We start from the raw sequence: 17,677 nt of genomic DNA, 5'->3' as shown, positions 1-17,677 counted from the left end.
GATGGTCTCCCGGATCAGCTGGAGGGTGTGCTGTCGTCGTCCGATGTGCCGGTCTTCTTGCGGACACTGTCCGCCGCGAGCGCGTTCTCCTTGCGGAACGACTCGTAGATCTGCAACAGGGCCTGCTTCTGCTGCTCGGTGATCGAGGGGTCGGCGAGGATCACACTGCGGACCTCCGCCTCGTCCCGGTCCCGCTCGTCCAGAATCCCGGCCTGCACGTACAGCGTCTCCGCCGAGATCCGCAGCGCCTTCGCCAGCTGCTGCAGGATCTCGGCGCTCGGCTTGCGCAGGCCGCGCTCGATCTGGCTCAGATACGGATTGGACACCCCGGCGGCGTCGGCGAGCTGCCGCAGCGTGAGCCGCGCGGTGCGGCGCTGCTCACGGAGGTACTCGCCGAGGTTGCCGACGTTGAGTGATGCCATGGGTTCGATGCTGCCCCAGCTTGCTAACTATTGCAAGCGGGGTGCTTGCAACAGTGCTCCTTCCGGCCCCGGGCCGCGCCGAGGGCGCGCGGGGCCGACCATCGCGCCGTGCGAACCACCGCAAAGTGGAGGGCGCTGTCGCTCGAAGGAGTGCCCCGTGCATGGGCGGTGGCCGGCGGCGCCATGCTCCACTCGCCGAAGGTCGGCGAGCGCGGTCTCAACTGCGCGTCTGCTGAGGAGACTTCATGCTTCTTCCCATGGTCGGGCAACTGCTGGGCTTTGTGGTGCTCGGCTTGCACGCCCTTGTCGGTACCGTCGTGGACGGCATCCTGCCGCACGTTCTGCCGCCGCACTGAGTGGTTGTGGGGGCTCTGCCCCCACACCCCCGTTCTCAGCGTATGGACGTGTCCGTCCGTATCGCGGTGATGAACGCGGACCAGGCGGCCGGGGGGATGGCCAGTACGGAGCTGTGGGGGCGCTTGCTGTCGCGGACGGGGATGAGGTGGGGGGTGGGGGTGGCGACCTCGACGCAGTTTTCCACTTCGGGGTCACTGTAGGAACTCTTACGCCAGACGGGCGAGATCAAGTCGACGGTGGCAGGCATGGGTACTTCTCCTCAATTGCGGTGCGGATAAACGCAATCGACTCGTCTTCCGGCAGCGCATCACGACGCAGTCGCTCGTGGAGTGCTCGGAACCGCGCCACGTCGGCGGGCTTCGTGATGAACTTTGCTGATTCGAGGCTGGCGGTGTACACCGTCGGGCGCTTGCCCTTCCTGGGCTCCATGATCGTCATGTGCCCGCTGATCAGCATCCTTGGGATGGCGAACGGGAGCACCTGGATGTGCACATGCGGTCGCTCCGCCATCTTCACCAGGTCGGCCAACTGGTCGCGCATGACCTCTGGGGAGCCGACCACTTCGGAGAGTGCCGACTCGCGGACGAGAGTCCAGAGTTGTGGAGGTTCGGGTCCTTCGATCAGGGACCGCCGCCGCATGCGGTAGGCGACGTTTTGGTCGAGGTCGCCGCCATAGAAGTCGACACCGGCGGCGAGGATCTCCCTGGCATAGTCTTCGGTCTGGAGCATGGAATAGATGCCGCCGGAATAGTGCCAGATCACTGCCGCGTGAGCTTCCAGGCGTGCAACACGGTCAAGTGGGCGGTCCTCCGGATTGGCATGGTCGCTCTCCCACAGTTCGAGCAGAGTCCCATTCGCTTCCAGTGCCTCGTCCAGCCGCACCGCGACATCCCTGGGAGGTAGGCACTCTCCCGACTCGAACTGCGAAATCCGCCCGTGGCTCAGCCACACCATCTTCGCCAGCTCTGCCTGCTTCAGTCGTTTCCGCAAGCGCAGCTCGCGCAGCTTCCGGGCGAAGGGGGTGGTGACTGCAACACGCCTGATGGGCACGGGTGTTCGCCTCCAGATTCAAGCTTGGCGACCCTTAAACCAAAACCTCTGGTCAGGCTACCGCCGCAGGCCGATGCTGGTGGCTGTCGGCAGCGGCCCGGAGCCTACCCGTACCGCCGCCAACGTCCTGCTACCTCCGCCCATACCCCGAACTCGCCTCCGAGGACCCCATGACGCCCCCCTTCCCCCACACTGGTATGTGCGGTCTTTCCGTTGCCCCCGGCATTGGCGAGATCACCGCATTCCTCCTCGACCGGGACGAGACCGCGCATCCCGCCCCGGAAGAACTGCGCGACTGGACGGGCCAGTTGACGAAAGCCCTCAACCGTTCCATCCGCTGCGTGGCCGAAGCCGCAGCTCAGCTCCCCACCGCCCGCCCCGAACGCACCCAGGCCCTGGCCGCCGCCGACAAGGCCGCGCACCGGCTGCGTACCGGCCCCGGCAACGGGGCCGAGGCCGCCCTCGCCTACGCGATGGGGCTCGCCAGCGACGTACGCGCGCTGCGGGAGCACCGCCGGGTGCTGGACGCCGAGGCGTACGGGCAACACGCGGCCCGCAAGGAGAAGTTGAGCGAGCGCGTGGCGGCGGCCAACGCGCTGAGCCGGCGGTTCCCCCGGTGACCGCTGCCGCAGGGGGCGTACCGTTCGCCCTGCCGCACTCGGCGGGCCCCAGGGTGTCGGTCTGCACGGAGTGCGCCCGGCTGCAGGAGGCCGAACGGGCCGCGTACGAGCGCGGGGACCGGTCGGCCGCCGCCCGCTACGACTCCGCACTCCGCGAGCACCAGGGGAGGCAGGGATGACGGCCGGAGCGTTCCGGGTCGGCAAGGGAGGCGTCACCACACCGCCCGTACCCCGGCTCGTAGCGGCCACCGCCCCCGAGGACTGCACCGTCTGCGCCCTCTCCGACACCTGGATCGCCGAGGCCGTCACCCAGCGGAACCACCTGCGCGCCGAGAAGCTGCGGCAGTGGCAGGCACGGCACCAGATGCGGCGGCACCACACGGTCTGGTGGGAAAAAACCTACACCCGACGCTCTTGGGTGTAGGCGAATCGTCTTCTCTTCAGCGGCCCCTGGGGGCAGCGGCAGGGCTGGCGGCCGACAACTATCCTCTGCGAGGACACAGTTGGCAAAAGCGCGCTATTCGGCGCGTCGGCAACGGCCCCGCACAAGGGCAGGAGAGGGCGGATGTGGAGCAACCGGACAGGGGCTCAGGCGAAGCAGGCGTTCGGCAGCAGCGTGTGGCCCGGCTGGAGGCGTGAACATCGTGCTGTTCCAGCTCGCCTGGCAGACCGTCCGCACCCGCAAGGCCGCTTTTGCCGGCTGTTTCATCACCATGATCTGCGCGCAGCTCCTGGTCACCGCTTGCGCGGTATTGCTGGAGTCCGGTGCCCGGGCGCGGCCGGCGGACGGCGGTGCAGCAACGCAGCCGTGAGATCGCCCTGTTACGGGCGATTGCCGCAACCCCCCGGCAGATTCGCCGTTTGGTGGCCCTCGAAGCCCTGGTCGTGACCGGCCTCTCCGCCGCCCCGGGATGCGGGCTCGGAATCCTGCTCGCGCTGGGAATCCGTGCTCAGTTCGTCGGACTGTCGATGATCCCGGACTCCTTCCGGCTGGACTTCGGGCCGCTGAGCATCGGTTGCGCCGTCGCGGTGTGCTGGATGACCGCGCAGGCCGCGGTGTGGAGTACCGGCAGACGGGCGTCCCGGACCCGGGCGGTCCAGGCGCTGGGCGAGGCAGCGGTGCCCAGCCGGCGCGTCGGAGCCGTACGGACCCTGGCCGGACTGGCCGTCCTGGGTGGCGCCGTCTGGGGGCTGCTGGTCGTCTCGCAGTCCGAGGGCTCGGACGCGGCGAACGCCGCTGTGGGCATGGTCATGCTCCTCATGCTCGCCGTGGCCCTGCTCGCCCCGTGGATCGGCAGGCTGGCCGGGGTTGTTCTGGGGTTGCTGTGCCGAGTGCTGTGTCCTGGTGTCGGCTTCCTCGTGAGGGCCAATCTCCATCTGGGACACCGCAGGCTCGCCGCGACCGTCGTACCCCTCGCGTTGACGGTCGCCTTCGCCGCCGTGGCGCTGCTCGTACCGCACATGAAGTGGCAGCAGCTTCAGCGACTGGAGGACGAGCGGCTCAAGGCAGACCATCTGGTGCAGGCGTCCGACGGACTGCCGGCCACGTCGCCGCAGACGCTGGGGGAAGTGCCCGGAGTCGCTGCTGCCATTGGCTCCACCAGCGCGTATGCCCAGGTGTTGCTGGACAACGGTCCTGCGCCCACCGGGCCGGGTCTCGTCGGTGCAGCGGTCACGGACGGTCCGCTCGGGCACGTACTCGACCTGGGTGTCGTGCGTGGGGCGCTCGACGGGCTGGGCCGGCATGAGGCAGCGCTGAGTGCGGGCGCGGCCGAGAAGGCGCATGCCCAAGTAGGCGATGAGCTGCGTCTGTTGCTGGAAAACGGTGACACGGAAACGGTCCGGCTGGTCGCTGTGTACTCCAGGAGCCGCGGATTCGGTGACGTCCTGCTGAACCAACAGCTCACCACTGCACATCAGTCCGGAGGCCCGCCGACGCAGGACCTGGTGTACGTGAGGACCCTGCCGGGCCAGGAGCAGGGAGCCGCGAGCGGACTGGACGCTGTGCACCGGACTCACCCCGCCTGGCAGGTGCTCGACCGCGCGGCCTACCGGGCCGTGGAGCAGGGCCGTCATGACACATCGATGACGGTGACCTATCTCCTGCTGGCCGTGATCACGGTCTTCACGTCGATCTCCGTGGTGAACACCATGGTCATGACGACGATGGAGCGGTCCGGTGAGTTCGCGCTGCTTCGTCTCGTCGGTGCCACGCGCAGGCAAGTCGCGCGCATGATGCGCCTGGAGACCGCGTCCACCGTCCTCGCGGCGCTGCTGGTGGGCGTCGCCGTGGCAGGAGCGGTCCTGGCTGTCTTCAGCCGGGCACTGACCGGTTCGGCCACCCCCGACCTGCCGGCGGCCACCGTGACCCTGATCGTTGCCGGAACGGGTGCCCTGGCACTCGCGACGGGCACAGCCGTCACCCGCATCGCACTGCGGCAGCGGCCTTCGGCAGCGCTGCGCGGGGAGGTCGTCTTCGAACTCGACCCGGCGTGACAACGCGGCGGTGGTGGTCGACGCGGCTCTTGCCGCCGGAGGTCTGCAGCCCTCCGGCAGAGCGCGAGCCCGGGTCAGCTCAGCCGGGTGCCGGCGTAGACGGCCATCGCGTCACGCTGGTACTCGGCCAGACCCTCGGCGATCTTCTCGTAGTTCGCGCGGAAGCGCGGTTCGTCGACGTAGTGCTGACCCAGCCCCTTGTACGCCTCCGCGTTCGGGGTCCAGAACCTGCACACGCTCCGGTAGTGGACGTCCACCTCGGCCTGCACCGCGGGATCGTCGACCGGTGTGCCGGCCACCATGAACTCCGCCATGCGGATCATCTGGGCCGTCACGTCCCGCTGCCACTGCTCCATGTCGTCGGCGGTCATGCCCTGGGTGGCCTGCCGGGACTCCTCCCAGTGCTTCGGCCAGCGCTCGCGGACCTCGGCCTCGTCCTCGGCGGAGAGCTCGAAGCCCTCGAAGAGGTTCTCCGGCCTGTTGATCTTCTTCATGCCCTTGGTTTCCCTGCCTTCCTCCAGTTCGGCGATGGTGCGGCCGACCGTGCGGGCGAGTGTCTCCAGCCGGTTGCGTTCCGCGAGCAGCCGCCGGTGGTGCTCGCGGAGCACGGCCACCTGGTCGACCTGGCTGTCCAGGACGGCACGGATCTCCCGCAGGCCCACGCCCAGCTCCCGCATCAGCAGGATCTGCTGCAACCGCAGCAGCCCGGCCTCCTCGTAGTAGCGGTGCCCGTTGCTCCCGATCCACGCGGGCGGCAGCAGGCCGATCTCGTCGTAGTGCCGCAGGGTCCGGGACGTCACCCCGGACATCCGGGCCACGTCCGCGATCGACCAGGCCATGGCTGTGCCCTGCCTTTCCGGCGCTCTCATCGCCGGGCCGGTCCTTCCGGCCCCACACACGACCGTAGAAGTTGACGCAACGGAAACCGCAAGCCGGAATCGGCGGCCGGGCCGGCGGTCCCGGCGCGAAGCGCCCGCCCGCCGGGCCGTCGCGGCGCCCGGCCGCCCCGTTGAGCTGCCCCTTACACAACTGGGCCCGCCGCGAGGCGCCACGTACCATGCGGGCGTGATCGCCTACGCCCCCGCCGCCCTGTTCCTCGTCCTCTTCGGCATCGGCGTCCTGCGTGACCGCCGACGCTTCAGCAACGCCGTCTACCTCGGACTGGCCGTGATATCCCTGCTGTTCGGGCTGGTGGTCTCGGCCGACGCGCGCGGTGACCGGGGGCATCCGGCCCTGGAGTGGATCGTCGGCGGGCTGCTGCTGGTCCCGTTCCTGGGCGCGCTCGTCCTGCCGGTGTTCCTGCTCGCCAACGGCGTCAAGATGATCCGCAAGGAAGGGCGCAGCCCGGGAAACCTGCTGTCCTTCCTCGCGGGGCTCGGCATCGTCGGCGTCATGGGCCTGATGGTGGTGGCGGCCGCCACGCACTCCCGGCCCCTGCTCGTCGTCGCCGGGACGACCCTGCTGGTCACGGCCTATGTGTCGTTCCTCTTCTTCTGCTTCATCGGCTACGCCTTCCTCTACGGGCGGCTGCGGCCGCGCCGCGACGTCGACTTCGTGGTGGTGCTCGGCTCCGGCCTGATCGGCGGCACCCGCGTGCCGCCGCTGCTCGCGAGCCGGCTGGAGCGCGGCCGCAAGGTGTACGAGGCGCAGGCCGCGCGCGGCAAGCCGCCCGTGCTGCTGACCTCCGGCGGCCAGGGCCCGGACGAGAAGCTGCCCGAGGCCCACGCGATGGCGGACTATCTCACCGAGCGCGGCTTCCCGGCCGCGCACGTCCAGCGCGAGGACCGCTCCCGTACGACCGAGGAGAACCTCACCTACAGCAAGGCGATCATGTCGGCGGCCCGGCCGGACTACTCGTGCGTGATCGTCACCAACAACTTCCACGCTTTCCGGGCCGCGTTGACGGCCCGCAAGACGGGCGTCAACGGGCAGGTCGTGGGCTCCCCGACGGCCGCGTACTTCTGGCCGAGCGCGACGATCCGCGAGTTCGTCGCGGTCTTCCTCGACCACAAGGCCGTCAACTTCTCGATCTGCGGGGCGCTCGCGCTGTTCTGCGTGCTGGTGGGGCTGCGCTGAGACGGCCCGTGGACCGGCTCAGCCCGCGTACGGGCGGGCCGCGCGGGCCTCGCGCAGGGCGACCGCCCACCAGGTGAGCTGGTCGAGCATGGTCTTCGCGGCCTGCTCGGCGGCGAGGGCCTCCGCCTCGTCGAGGTGTCGGCCGTCCTCGTCGAAGCGGCCCCACGGGCTGTGGAAGCTGATCTGTTCGCGGATGGGCACCGCGTGCCGCTCGGTGAACACCGGCCGCAGGTGCTCCACCGCGCGCAGGCCCCCCGACAGGCCGCCGTAGGAGACGAAGCCGACGGGTCTGGCCTGCCATTCCTCGGAGTGCCAGTCGATGAGCTGCTTCAACTGGGCGGGGTAGCTGTGGTTGTACTCGGGCGTGACGACCACGAACGCGTCGGCGCGGGCGAGCCGCGGCGTGACCGCCGCGAGCGCGGCGGCGTCCTCGGGGCCGGGGTCGAAGCTGAGCGTGGCGGGCAGCGGGGTCTCGGCGAGGTCGATGACATCGGCCTCGATGTCGCCGCGCTGCTCCAGCTGACGCGTGAACCAGCGGGCCACGGTCGGGCCGAACCTCCCCTCGCGGGTGGAGGCGACGACGACGGCGAGGCGGTAGGCGGACTGCGGCATGGGGTCCTCTTCGTGATGCGCGGCCGGGACGGCGGACGGTTGTCCACCGCCGTGCGCAGCAGTCTGGGACCTCAACCAACCTTGAGGTCAAGGAGTGTCCGCCGGAATCCCCGGACCGGGCCGGCGGCCGTCAGAACGAGTGCGGGCACCACGGTCTGCGTGCCGTGCGCAGCATGATGTCCGCGAGGGCCGCCGCGCCGGTGCGTTCCTCGCGGGCCCGGCCCAGGGCGACCAGGCGTGTCACCGACTCGTCGCCGAGGGCGAGCGTGCCCAACTCGCCCACGTCCAGCGCGAGATCGGCCGGCCGCGTGGTGGGCGTGCAGCTCGCGCCGTCCGGGCCGGCTTCCAGCAGGAAGCGGCCGTCCGCGTATCCGGCGGGGTCGGTCACGTCCAGGACGAGCGTGCCGGCGGTGCCGTACGTACGGGCCGACAGCAGCGCCGGTACGTCCAGCGGGCGTACCCACAGGTGGTCGGCGTGGGCGACGGGGCGGGCCGCGCGGGGTTCGGGCAGCAGGAGCGGCAGCAGGTCGTCGGGGGCGCGGAATCCGGTGTCGACGGTGAGGACCCAGTCGACGCTCAACAGGAAGTGCCACAGGGCGCGTTCGGCCTGCGGTGTGGCGGCCACCAGGTTCTTGACCTTGGCGGTGCCCTGCGGCAGCTTGCCCGGCCAGCGGTCCTTGACGGTGTAGGCGAGGAGGCCGTCGACGCGGCCCTCGGGGGAGCGGTAGAGCACGTAATACGGTTCGGTGCGCGGCAGATCGAGCCCCAGCTCGCCCAAGTGCCGCTGCCACCAGCGCTCGTCGCGGTCGACGAAACCGGGCCGCGTCGGACGCACCCGCTCGTACAGGGCCGGGCCCTGCTCGCGTACGGCCGCGGCGTCCGCGAAGTCGACGCGGCCGCCGCAGCCGGGGCCCGCGTACCGCCGGTCCAGGCCCGTGCGGGGCACGTCCACCTCGAACTGTGTGACCCAGGTGGCCGGGCCGAAGCCGTACCGGCCGTAGATCGGGTACTCGGCGGAGATCAGCGTGGCGACGGTGTCCCCGCGCTCCTTGGCGGCCCTCAGGTCCCGCCCCATCATCGCGCTGAGCAGTCCGCGCCGGCGGTGCGTGGCGGCCACCGTCACCAGGCTGACGGCGTCGGCGGGGACGAACGCCCCGCCGGGCACGGTCAGTTGCTGCGGGAAACTGCGGAACGTCGCCACGCAGCGGCCCTCGTCGAACGCGCCGAGCGAGCGCTCCGGGTCGAGGACCTTGCTGTGGTAGGCGATGTCGGCGTCCGTGACGACCGGCCCTTGCAGGAAGGCGGTGCGCGCCGCGCGCAGCCAGTCGGGGACGTCCGGCACGTTCACATGGCGGATCTCCGGGCTCATGACGCCACGCTAGAGGCGTGAACGCGCGGGCCGCACACGGTTTTTTCCGGAGCCCTAGGGTCCGCGCCGCCGCCGTGAGCGGCGCGCGTACGGGCCGTACACGCGCTGCCTACGGCGGCGGCACCCGTCCTCAGAACGCCGCGCGGATCTCCCCGACCGGCACCCCGCCGCCCAGCAGCGGCGCCTCCGCGATCCGGGCCACGACCGGGCTCTCCACGCCCAGCAGGTCCAGGGCGCGCGCGAGCACCGGGCCGGTGGCCCGCGCCGCACCGTCGTCGATCTTGAAGGCGAGGGCGCGGCCGTCCGGCAGGGCCACCGCCTGCACCGCCTCGGCGCCCATCTTCGACAGCGTGCCCGGCAGCTCGCGCATCAGCCAGGTGTCGGGACGGCGGGTACCGGCCACGTACTCGGGGTGCGCGCGCATCGCGTCCGCGACGCGGCGCTCCGCGCTGCCCTCCCCGGCCAGTACGAACGCCCGGAAGGCGCGTGCCAGACCGGTCAGCGACAGGGACATCAGCGGGGCGCCGCAGCCGTCCGTACCGACGTGCGCGACCCGCTCACCGGCCGCCTCCTGCACGGTCCGCAGCGTCAGCTGCTGCAGCGGGTGGGCGGGGTCCAGATAGCTCTCGACGGGCCAGTCGTTGACGGCGCAGGCCGCCATCATCGCCGCGTGCTTGCCGGAGCAGTTCATGGTGACCCTGTCGCGGACCTTGCCAGCCGCCAGGTACAGCTCCGCCTCCGCCGGGTCGTACGGCAGGTCCGGCGGGGTCCGCAGGGCGCTCTCCGGCAGCCCGAACTCCGCGAGCATCCTGCGCACCAGATCCAGGTGGAAGCCCTCGCCGGAGTGGCTCGCCGCCGCCAGCGCCAGCCGCTCCCCGGACAGCTCCAGGCCCGCGCGCAGGATCGCCGCCGCCTGCATCGGCTTGTTCGCGGAACGCGGGAAGACGGGCGCGGTCACATCGCCGAGTGCCAGCTCCACACTGCCGTCCGCCGCCAGCAGCACCAGCGAGCCGCGGTGCAGGCCCTCGACGAAGCCGGACCGGACGACCTCGGCGAGGGCCGGGGATATGCCGGGGCGAGCGGGGGCAGGGGTCGAGGAGGTCATCGTCGGCCTTCCGGGGGTGCGGGGGGATTCAAGCGGCGGCCCCGGTCCGGCCCTGCCAGGGGCTCAGGGAAGGAGGTCGTCCACTTGTGCTTCCCCTTCACGGTACCTGCGGGCGATCTCGGCCCCGCAATCGTCCGCCGTGCGCTGCAGACCACGGCGCTGCACCGAGACCCGCCGCTCGTACGCCTCCAGCCGCGCCAGACCCTCGCGCAGCTCGGCGTCCGTCCGCGCGCCCAGGTCCGACAGCCCGACCTCCGCGAGCATCGACTCCGCCAGCCGGCGCGGCTCCTCGCTGTGCGGGGTGCCCAGCGTCACGTGCCGGGCCGAGGAGCGGTGCGCCGCCGGACCGTCCGCCAGGATCCGCGACAGCCGGTCCACCGCCAGCCGCTCACAGACCCGCGCCCCCGGCTGCGCGCGCCGCGCCAGCTCGGCCCGCAGGATGTCGATCCGGCCCTGCAACAGCCGGCGCACGTAGCTCTGGTCCGCCTCGTCCCGCAGCGCTTCCCGGCGCAGCGCCCGCAGCTCCGTCAGCCGCAGCTCCGCCAGGGCCCGCCCGGGGACGTCCGCCTGCCGCCCCGTGCGCTGCCTGGGCGGCCTCGGGGTGCCGCGCGCACCACTGTCCGCCGCGGTGCGCGTGCTGCTGTCCTCAATGGGTGTCGTCATGCGCGTCGTCCGTTCCCCTCGGGGCGGCGCACGGCCCGGATCCCGTCGCCGTACGGAGCGCCGCCTGCACGCATCGTGCCACTGTGCGATGCCCGGGCGCAGGCTCTCGGTACCCGATGGGACCTGGATGGACGCACGGCATCATGGACCGTATGCGTGCAGTGGTGCAGAGAGTGGACGGGGCGAGCGTCGCCGTCGACGGCGAGACCGTCGGAGAGATCATCGGGCAGGGCCTGTGCGTGCTGGTCGGGGTCACGCACGAGGACACCCCGCAGAAGGCGGCACAGCTCGCCCGCAAGCTGTGGACCCTGCGGATCCTGGAGGACGAGAAGTCCTGCTCGGACGTCTCCGCGCCGCTTCTGGTGATCTCGCAGTTCACCCTCTACGGTGACGCGCGCAAGGGCCGCCGCCCCACGTGGCACGCCGCCGCCCCGGGCGACGTCGCCGAACCCCTCGTCGACGAAGTCGTCGCGCAACTGCGGGCACTGGGGGCCCACGTGGAGACGGGCCGCTTCGGAGCGGACATGAAGGTCTCGCTCACGAACAACGGCCCGTTCACGGTGCTGCTGGAGGCGTGAGAGGTCCGGCGCGCCGTCGTGCTACGGCTCGACCACGGTCTCCTGGCTCGCCGCCGTGCCCTCGCCCACCAGGAGCGGGGCGTCCACCGGGACATTGCGCTTGACCAGGGCCAGGGCGACCGGGCCCAGCTCGTGGTGGCGGGCCGAGGTCGTCACGAAGCCCAGCTGGCGGCCCTCCGGGCCGTCCGCGGCCAGCCGGACCGGGGCGCCGTGGCCCGGCAGGCCCACCTCGCTGCCGTCGAGGTGCAGGAACACCAGCCGGCGCGGCGGCTTCCCCAGATTCTGGACGCGGGCGACCGTCTCCTGGCCCCGGTAGCAGCCCTTGTTCAGATGCACGGCCGTACCGATCCAGCCCAGCTCGTGCGGGATCGTGCGGTGGTCGGTCTCCAGACCCACCCGCGGGCGGTGCGCCTCGACGCGCAGCGCCTCGTACGCCAGCACCCCCGCCGCCGGGCCGTGCTCCCGCGCGAACGCCTCCAGGCGCTCGCGCGGCAGGAACAGATCGCGCCCGTACGACGTTTCGCGGGCCACCACGCCCTCGGGCGTCGGCACGATCGAACCGGCCGGCAGGTGCACCACCGCGAACTCGCCGGTCCGGTCGGCGACCTCGACCTGGTAGAAGAACTTCATGCTCTCCAGATAGCCGATGAGCGCCTCCTGGGTGCCCGGCTCGACGTGCACCCAGGTCGTCGCGCCGTCGTCGACGAGATACAGCGCGTGCTCGATGTGGCCGTTCGCGGACAGCACGAGCGCCTCGGTGGCCTGCCCGGGCGGGAGTTCACTGACGTGCTGGGTGAGCAGCAGGTGCAGCCAGCTCAGCCGGTCCGCTCCCGAGACCGTGACGACCCCGCGGTGCGAAAGGTCGACGAAACCGGAGCCGTCCGCGAGCGCGCGCTGCTCGCGGAACAACTCGCCGTAGTGCGCGGCGACACCTTCGTCGGGGCTCTCGGCGGCGACGGCACCGGGCAGCGACAGAAGCGGGCTGGCTTTCGATTGACGCGGCATGGGATCAAGCCTACGACCGCTGACGCGGTCGCTTTACGCCCCGGAGGGGGCCGCTTCGGGGCTTCTGGGATCGGCGTGCGCCGGGCCGCTGCGGCGACGGGCTCTCGCCGGGCGGGGTCGTTGGCGGCCTCCCGGGCCGGCCGGGCCGTCTCCGCGGCCGCCGGGCGCTGTCGGCCCGGGCCGTTTCCCGGGGCGGCGCGCGCCGAGGGCGCACCGTTGCCGGTCGCCTCACGCCCCGGCCGGGCCGCCGCCGGCCTCAGGTCCCGGCCGGGCCGCGGTCCGGATCAGCCCGCGTCCGTGCCGGACCGCGGCCGCGCCGGACCCGTGCCCCGGTTCGGGGCGCTCCCGCGCCCGTCCTCCGCGGAGCGGCCCGCATCCGTACAGGCCCCGCACCGGCCGAAGATCGCGAAGTGTTTCATGTCCGTGTCGAAGCCGAACTTCGCGCGCAGCCGTTCCGTGAACTGCGCCGCCTCCGACAGATCGGCCTCGATCACCCCGGTGCAGTCGCGGCACACCAGGTGTATGTGGTGGTGCCGGTCCGCGAGGTGGTAGGTGGGGGCGCCGTGGCCGAGGTGGGCGTGGCTGACCAGGCCCAGTTCCTCCAGGAGCTCCAGGGTCCGGTAGACGGTGGAGATGTTGACCCCGCCCGCCGTCTTGCGGACCTCCGTGAGGATGTCGTCCGGCGTCGCGTGCTCCAGCCGGTCCACCGCCTCCAGGACGAGCTGGCGCTGCGGCGTCAGCCTGTAGCCGCGCTTGCGGATCTTGCTCTGCCAGTCCGTGTCCACCACGCCCCCAAGTCTAGGAGCGCCACGGCGTACGGGCGCCCCGCGCGCGGCCGGGGCGGGAGGTTCAGGAGGCGCGGGCCTCCTTCAGGTACCGCGCGAGCGCGGCGATCGCCGACGGGTTGCGGGGGCTCTCGACCAGGTCGACGTAGTCCAGGACGAAGATGCGGTCGTTCTTGACGGCGGAGACGTTCGCGAGCGGCGGGTACGACTTCAGGAACTGCTTCTTCTGCTCGGCGGTCACGTCCCCGTAGTTGTTGACGACGATGACCTCCGGGTCGCGGTCGACGACGGACTCCCAACTCACCTCCGTCCAGGAGTCCTTGAGGTCCTGCATCAGGTTCTCGCCGCCGGCCTTGGCGATGATGTCCTGCGGGGCACCGAACGCGCCGGAAGTGGTCGGCTTGTCCTGGCCGCTGTCGTAGAGGAAGACGCTCGGCCGCTTCCCGTCCCGGGGGAGGCCGGCCTGCGCGTCGGCGACCTGCTTCCTGAAGCCGGCGACGAGCTTGTTCGCGCGGTCCTCGACGTCGAAGACCTTCCCCAGGTTCTCCAGGTCGGTGTAGAGGGCCTCCAGCGGCGGCATCACGCCGCGCGAGGTGCCGGAGCCGCCGTTGCGGCAGGACTCGGTGAGCACATAGCTGTCCACGCCGATCTTCTTCAGCGCCTCGGGCGTGAAGTCCTTGCCCTCGCCGAAGCCGTAGTTCCAGCCGGCGAAGACCAGGTCGGCCTTCGCGTCGAGGACCAGCTCCTTGGTGATCTGCTGCTTGGACAGCCACGTGGCCCTGCGGTAGCCGTCGGCCCACGGCACGGGCCCGTCGGTGGTGCGGGCGGTGCGGTAGTCGGGGGCGACGTAGCCGGCCATGCGGTCCTCCAGGCCGAGCGCGAACATGATCTCGGCGATGCCGACGTCGTTGGTGACCACGCGCTGCGGGGCTTTGTCGAAGGTGTGCTTCGTGCCGCAGTTCTCGACGGTGACGGGGTAGTGGGCCGACGGCGCGGCCCCGGTGCGCTCGCCGCCGTCGGCGACCTTCGCGCCGCAGCCGGCGAGGGCACCGGCGGCGAGCAGGGCGAGCGCGATCCGGAAGGTACGGGCGGTACGGACGGTACGGGCGTTACGGGAACAGGCGGTGCGTACGGGCATGGGCGGCCTTGTCGTCGTGGTCAGGAGGCGGGCAGGCGGTCGAAGAGCAGACGCGGGGCACCGGTCTCGGGGTGCGGCACGCGGTGCGCCCGTACCCCGAAGACCTCGGCCAGCAGCTCCGCGGTGAGGACGTCCCCGGGCGGCCCGGAGGCCACGACGCGGCCGCCCGCGACGACGTACAGCACGTCGCAGTGCGCGGCCGCCAGATCCAGGTCGTGCAGCGCGGCCAGGACGGTCACGCCCGCGCCGCGCACCAGCGCGAGCACCTCCAACTGCTGGGCGATGTCGAGGTGGTTGGTGGGCTCGTCCAGGACCAGCACCCTCGGCTGCTGGGCGAGCGCGCGGGCGATGAGCACCCGCTGCTTCTCGCCGCCGGAGAGGGTGGGGAAGGCCCGCTCCGCGAGGTGGGCCGCGCCCACGCGGGCGAGCGCCTCGGCGCAGATCTCCGCGTCCCGTCCGCCGGCGCGCCCGGCGGCGCCCCGGTGCGGCAGCCGTCCCATGGCCACGACCTCGGCGGCCGTGAAACCGAACTCGCTCACCGACTCCTGCGGCAGCGCGGCGAGCCGCCGGGCGCCCTCGCGGGCGGAGAGCGCGTGCACGTCGTCACCGTCGAGCCGCACCACGCCCGCGGAGGGCCGCAGGGCGCGGTAGACGCAGCGCAGCAGCGTGGACTTGCCGCTGCCGTTCGGCCCGACGACGCCCACGAACTGCCCGCTGTCCGCCCGCAGTCGAACGTCCGCCACCAGACGGTTGCCGGCGATGTCGACACAGACACCGTCGAGGTCGACGCGCATCACGCACCCCCCAGCGCATGCCCGCGACGTCGCATCAGCAGGACGAAGCACGGTACGCCGACGACCGCCGTCACCACGCCCACGGGGAGTTCGACCGGGGCCAGGAGCAGCCGGGAGGCGATGTCGACCCATACCAGCAGGACCGCGCCCAGCAGGGGGGCGATCACCAGGAGCCTGCGGTGTCCCGCTCCGACGAGCATCCGTGTCACGTGCGGCACCACCAGCCCCACGAAACCGATCGCGCCGCTGACGGCGACCACGGCACCGGTGACGGCCGCCGCGACCGCGAACAGCGCGCGCCGCAGCCGCGCCGGGTCCACGCCCAGCGCGCTCGCCGTCTCGTCGCCCATGGCCAGCGCGTCCAGACCGGGCGCCACCCACAGCAGCCAGCCCGTCCCCGCCGCCACGGCCACCGCCGCGACCGGCAGGGACGCCCAGGTGGCGCCGCCCAGGCTGCCGAGCAGCCACATCATCGCCGAGCGGGCGGCCTCGCCCCGCTCGGCGAAGAAGACCATCAGGGTGGTGACGGCGGAGAAGCCGTAGTACATCGCGGAACCGGTCAGCACCAGCCGCAGCGGGGTCAGCCCCTGCGGGGTGCGCGCCGCCAGATAGACGAGCGCCATCGCGCCCAGCGCGGAGCTGAACGCGGCCGCGGACAGCGCCCACACGCCCAGCGAGGCCAGCGCGCCGAACAGCAGCACCGCGTTCGCGCCGATCGCGGCGCCGGAGGAGATGCCGAGGACGAACGGGTCGGCGAGCGCGTTGCGGACCATGGCCTGCAGGGCCACGCCGATCGCCGACAGTCCCGCGCCGACGGCGGCGGCCAGCAGGGCGCGCGGGAAGCGCAGTTCCCACACGATGGTGTAGGCGGACACCTCGCCCGGCGCGATCGTCCCGCCCGTCAGCCCCGCCCACAGATAGCGCAGGGTGCTCGCCCAGCCGATCCCGGCGGAGCCGAGGACGGCGCCGCAGACCACGGACAGCAGCAGGGCCGCGCCGAGAACGGCGGCCAGGGGCGCGACGGGCAGCCGCCGGGGCGGTGGACTGCCCCGCCCGCCGGGCGCGGTACGGGCGGGGGCCTGCTGTGTCGTCGCCACGAGAGCGTTTCGCCTTCGCCTCGGGCCGTCCCTACGTACCAGGAGCCGCCCGGGGAGCGAGCCGCCGGGCCTCCCCTCGCAGTCCACGGCGAGTTGTCAGGAGCTCACGCCGCCGTGGGTGATCGGGCTCGCGGGATCCCTGCGGGATCTCCGCCCACCGTTGCGGGTCAGCGCCGGACTTCGACCGGACTTCCCCCACGGGACGCTTCTTGCTGGTGGTGCTGGCGCGTCAGGCCTGTTCCGGGTTGTAGGGCGTGCCGTCCTCGCGGTAGAAGGCGACGCCGTCCGGCAGGTCCTCGGGCAGGTTGCGGGCCCACTCGGCGAGGTCGGCGACCTTCTTCAGGTGCGCCGACATGTACGGGCGCAGCGGCACCTCCGGGGTGGCCTTCTCGCCCACCCACATCAGATCGCCCTTGACGTAGCCGTACAGCCGCTTGCCGCCGGAGTACGGGCGGGCGACGTCGGTCCGCGCGACGGCGTCCGTCGCCAGGTCGATCTGCGGCTTCTGGTCGGCGAGCTCGCCGTACCAGACCTCGGCCACGCCCTGGTCGCGGACCATCACGACCTCGACCTTGCGGTCCTTGTCGATCCGCCAGTAGCCGCTCTCCGTCTCCAGCGGCCTGCCCGGCTTGCCCTCGGCGTCGAGCACCCAGCTGTGCGAGACGTACTCCAGGAAGTCCCGGCCGTCATGGCTGAAGACGACCTCCTGCCCGAAGTTGCACTTCTCGTCACCGGGGAAGTCGGCGACGCCGGCGCCCTCCCACCTGCCGAGGAGGAAGGCCAGGGGGACGAGGCTCGGATGGAGGTCGGACGGGATCTCGATCATGGGCTCAGACGATCTGTGGGAGTCGGGTGGCGGACGGCTGCCGGGGGCCCTTCACGGGCGCCTTCCGGTCAGCGCTGGCCCTGGTACAGCTTCTTCCAGGCCAGACCGGTGAAGGCGACGACGCCGACGACAACCAGGACCAGCAGGGCGGTGAAGACTGCCTCAAGCACGAGCGCGCTCCTCGGTCGGAAGTGAGGTGTTGTACGGACCGTGGCCGAGTCTAGTCGGCCGCGTCGGAGGCGGCTCTGTGAGGTTGACCGGGTCCGGGGTACGGGCCGGGTCCGGGCCCGTAGGGTGACCGCATGGCCAAGAAGCTGGTACTCAAGGTGACCGCCGGCGCGGACGCGCCCGAGCGGTGCTCGCAGGCGTTCACGGTGGCGGCCGTCGCCGTCGCGAGCGGGGTCGAGGTCTCGCTCTGGCTGACGGGCGAGTCGTCGTGGTTCGCGCTGCCGGGGCGGGCGGCGGAATTCGAGCTGCCGCACGCGGCGCCGCTGCCCGGTCTCATCGACGGCATCCTGGCCGGGGGCGGCACGATCACGGTGTGCACGCAGTGCGCGGCCCGCCGGGGCATCGAGGAGAAGGACCTCATCGAGGGCGCGCGCATCGCCGGCGCGCAGGTCTTCGTCAGCGAGGCCATGGCCGACGGCGTGCAGGCGCTCGTCTACTAGCCGCACCGGAACCCCG

General features: G+C 71.9%; 22 protein-coding genes. 8 read left to right on the top strand and 14 right to left on the bottom strand.

What is annotated here, in order from left to right:
• Window positions 1–14: 14 nt before the first annotated feature.
• The 3 genes from ACFP1Z_RS20960 to ACFP1Z_RS20950 all read right to left on the bottom strand — a co-directional run bounded on the left by ACFP1Z_RS20960 (window position 15) and on the right by ACFP1Z_RS20950 (window position 1,829).
• A complete protein-coding gene (locus ACFP1Z_RS20960; protein WP_390318236.1) occupies window positions 15–422 on the bottom strand; it encodes a helix-turn-helix domain-containing protein in 408 nt (135 codons plus the stop codon).
• Between the two features lie 391 nt (window positions 423–813).
• A complete protein-coding gene (locus ACFP1Z_RS20955; protein WP_390318234.1) occupies window positions 814–1,026 on the bottom strand; it encodes a DUF397 domain-containing protein in 213 nt (70 codons plus the stop codon).
• Window positions 1,005–1,829, bottom strand: coding sequence for a helix-turn-helix domain-containing protein (locus ACFP1Z_RS20950; RefSeq protein WP_390318233.1), 825 nt, complete (start codon window positions 1,827–1,829; stop codon window positions 1,005–1,007). The genes ACFP1Z_RS20955 and ACFP1Z_RS20950 overlap by 22 nt, the downstream gene beginning before the upstream one ends.
• A 197-nt stretch (window positions 1,830–2,026) precedes the next feature.
• Here ACFP1Z_RS20950 and ACFP1Z_RS20945 point away from each other — a divergent pair, with 197 nt between their 5' ends.
• The 5 genes from ACFP1Z_RS20945 (at window position 2,027) to ACFP1Z_RS20925 (ending at window position 4,945) form a co-directional block, all read left to right on the top strand.
• Window positions 2,027–2,449 carry a DUF6415 family natural product biosynthesis protein gene (locus ACFP1Z_RS20945; protein WP_390318231.1) on the top strand — a complete coding sequence of 141 codons (423 nt, stop codon included), beginning with the start codon at window positions 2,027–2,029 and terminating at the stop codon, window positions 2,447–2,449.
• A complete protein-coding gene (locus ACFP1Z_RS20940; protein ID WP_390318229.1) occupies window positions 2,446–2,628 on the top strand; it encodes a hypothetical protein in 183 nt (60 codons plus the stop codon). The genes ACFP1Z_RS20945 and ACFP1Z_RS20940 overlap by 4 nt, the downstream gene beginning before the upstream one ends.
• Entirely contained in the window at window positions 2,625–2,873 is a 249-nt protein-coding gene (locus ACFP1Z_RS20935) for a hypothetical protein (RefSeq protein WP_390318227.1), read from the top strand. The genes ACFP1Z_RS20940 and ACFP1Z_RS20935 overlap by 4 nt, the downstream gene beginning before the upstream one ends.
• A gap of 211 nt (window positions 2,874–3,084) precedes the next feature.
• Window positions 3,085–3,261 carry a hypothetical protein gene (locus tag ACFP1Z_RS20930; protein ID WP_390318225.1) on the top strand — a complete coding sequence of 59 codons (177 nt, stop codon included), beginning with the start codon at window positions 3,085–3,087 and terminating at the stop codon, window positions 3,259–3,261.
• Window positions 3,215–4,945 (top strand): FtsX-like permease family protein, encoded by a 1,731-nt coding sequence (locus ACFP1Z_RS20925; protein ID WP_390318223.1) that lies wholly within the window; start codon window positions 3,215–3,217, stop codon window positions 4,943–4,945. Before ACFP1Z_RS20930 ends, ACFP1Z_RS20925 begins: the two co-directional genes overlap by 47 nt.
• A gap of 74 nt (window positions 4,946–5,019) precedes the next feature.
• Here the strand turns inward: ACFP1Z_RS20925 and ACFP1Z_RS20920 are convergent, their stop codons facing one another.
• Complete coding sequence (locus ACFP1Z_RS20920; RefSeq protein ID WP_390318304.1) at window positions 5,020–5,784, bottom strand: MerR family transcriptional regulator; 765 nt, start codon at window positions 5,782–5,784, stop codon at window positions 5,020–5,022.
• Between the two features lie 226 nt (window positions 5,785–6,010).
• On the opposite strand from ACFP1Z_RS20920, the gene ACFP1Z_RS20915 reads away from it, so the two are divergent.
• Window positions 6,011–7,021 carry a YdcF family protein gene (locus ACFP1Z_RS20915; RefSeq protein WP_390318221.1) on the top strand — a complete coding sequence of 337 codons (1,011 nt, stop codon included), beginning with the start codon at window positions 6,011–6,013 and terminating at the stop codon, window positions 7,019–7,021.
• Between the two features lie 18 nt (window positions 7,022–7,039).
• Here ACFP1Z_RS20915 and ACFP1Z_RS20910 read toward each other — a convergent pair whose 3' ends face one another.
• The 4 genes from ACFP1Z_RS20910 to ACFP1Z_RS20895 all read right to left on the bottom strand — a co-directional run bounded on the left by ACFP1Z_RS20910 (window position 7,040) and on the right by ACFP1Z_RS20895 (window position 10,770).
• Complete coding sequence (locus ACFP1Z_RS20910; protein ID WP_390318220.1) at window positions 7,040–7,633, bottom strand: NADPH-dependent FMN reductase; 594 nt, start codon at window positions 7,631–7,633, stop codon at window positions 7,040–7,042.
• Window positions 7,634–7,763: 130 nt separating this feature from the next.
• Complete coding sequence (locus ACFP1Z_RS20905) at window positions 7,764–9,002, bottom strand: GNAT family N-acetyltransferase (protein WP_390318218.1); 1,239 nt, start codon at window positions 9,000–9,002, stop codon at window positions 7,764–7,766.
• 130 nt (window positions 9,003–9,132) lie between these two features.
• Window positions 9,133–10,107, bottom strand: coding sequence for an asparaginase (locus ACFP1Z_RS20900; protein WP_390318216.1), 975 nt, complete (start codon window positions 10,105–10,107; stop codon window positions 9,133–9,135).
• Window positions 10,108–10,170: 63 nt separating this feature from the next.
• Complete coding sequence (locus tag ACFP1Z_RS20895) at window positions 10,171–10,770, bottom strand: RsiG family protein (RefSeq protein WP_390318214.1); 600 nt, start codon at window positions 10,768–10,770, stop codon at window positions 10,171–10,173.
• A gap of 152 nt (window positions 10,771–10,922) precedes the next feature.
• Between ACFP1Z_RS20895 and dtd the strand changes: the two genes are divergently transcribed.
• Window positions 10,923–11,348, top strand: coding sequence for a D-aminoacyl-tRNA deacylase (gene dtd / locus ACFP1Z_RS20890; protein WP_390318212.1), 426 nt, complete (start codon window positions 10,923–10,925; stop codon window positions 11,346–11,348).
• Between the two features lie 21 nt (window positions 11,349–11,369).
• Here the strand turns inward: dtd and ygfZ are convergent, their stop codons facing one another.
• From ygfZ to ACFP1Z_RS20860, 6 genes are all read right to left on the bottom strand, one after another.
• Window positions 11,370–12,353 carry a CAF17-like 4Fe-4S cluster assembly/insertion protein YgfZ gene (gene ygfZ, locus ACFP1Z_RS20885; protein ID WP_390318210.1) on the bottom strand — a complete coding sequence of 328 codons (984 nt, stop codon included), beginning with the start codon at window positions 12,351–12,353 and terminating at the stop codon, window positions 11,370–11,372.
• A 284-nt stretch (window positions 12,354–12,637) separates the two neighbouring features.
• Entirely contained in the window at window positions 12,638–13,141 is a 504-nt protein-coding gene (locus tag ACFP1Z_RS20880) for a Fur family transcriptional regulator (protein WP_390318208.1), read from the bottom strand.
• Window positions 13,142–13,202: 61 nt separating this feature from the next.
• Complete coding sequence (locus ACFP1Z_RS20875; RefSeq protein ID WP_390318207.1) at window positions 13,203–14,276, bottom strand: ABC transporter substrate-binding protein; 1,074 nt, start codon at window positions 14,274–14,276, stop codon at window positions 13,203–13,205.
• Window positions 14,277–14,296: 20 nt separating this feature from the next.
• On the bottom strand, window positions 14,297–15,070 hold the full coding sequence (locus ACFP1Z_RS20870) for an ABC transporter ATP-binding protein (protein WP_390318205.1): 774 nt from the start codon (window positions 15,068–15,070) through the stop codon (window positions 14,297–14,299).
• Window positions 15,070–16,167 (bottom strand): FecCD family ABC transporter permease, encoded by a 1,098-nt coding sequence (locus tag ACFP1Z_RS20865; protein ID WP_390318203.1) that lies wholly within the window; start codon window positions 16,165–16,167, stop codon window positions 15,070–15,072. The genes ACFP1Z_RS20870 and ACFP1Z_RS20865 overlap by 1 nt, the downstream gene beginning before the upstream one ends.
• Window positions 16,168–16,396: 229 nt before the next feature.
• Complete coding sequence (locus ACFP1Z_RS20860; RefSeq protein WP_390318201.1) at window positions 16,397–16,993, bottom strand: heme-binding beta-barrel domain-containing protein; 597 nt, start codon at window positions 16,991–16,993, stop codon at window positions 16,397–16,399.
• A 302-nt stretch (window positions 16,994–17,295) separates the two neighbouring features.
• Here ACFP1Z_RS20860 and ACFP1Z_RS20855 point away from each other — a divergent pair, with 302 nt between their 5' ends.
• Window positions 17,296–17,661, top strand: coding sequence for a DsrE family protein (locus ACFP1Z_RS20855; protein ID WP_390318200.1), 366 nt, complete (start codon window positions 17,296–17,298; stop codon window positions 17,659–17,661).
• Window positions 17,662–17,677 lie beyond the last annotated feature (16 nt).

The organism is Streptomyces gamaensis (assembly GCF_042656465.1).
Classification (GTDB): domain Bacteria; phylum Actinomycetota; class Actinomycetes; order Streptomycetales; family Streptomycetaceae; genus Streptomyces; species Streptomyces gamaensis.
Note: the sequence above shows the minus strand (reverse complement) of the source record. Positions and strands in the feature narration are given on the sequence as shown.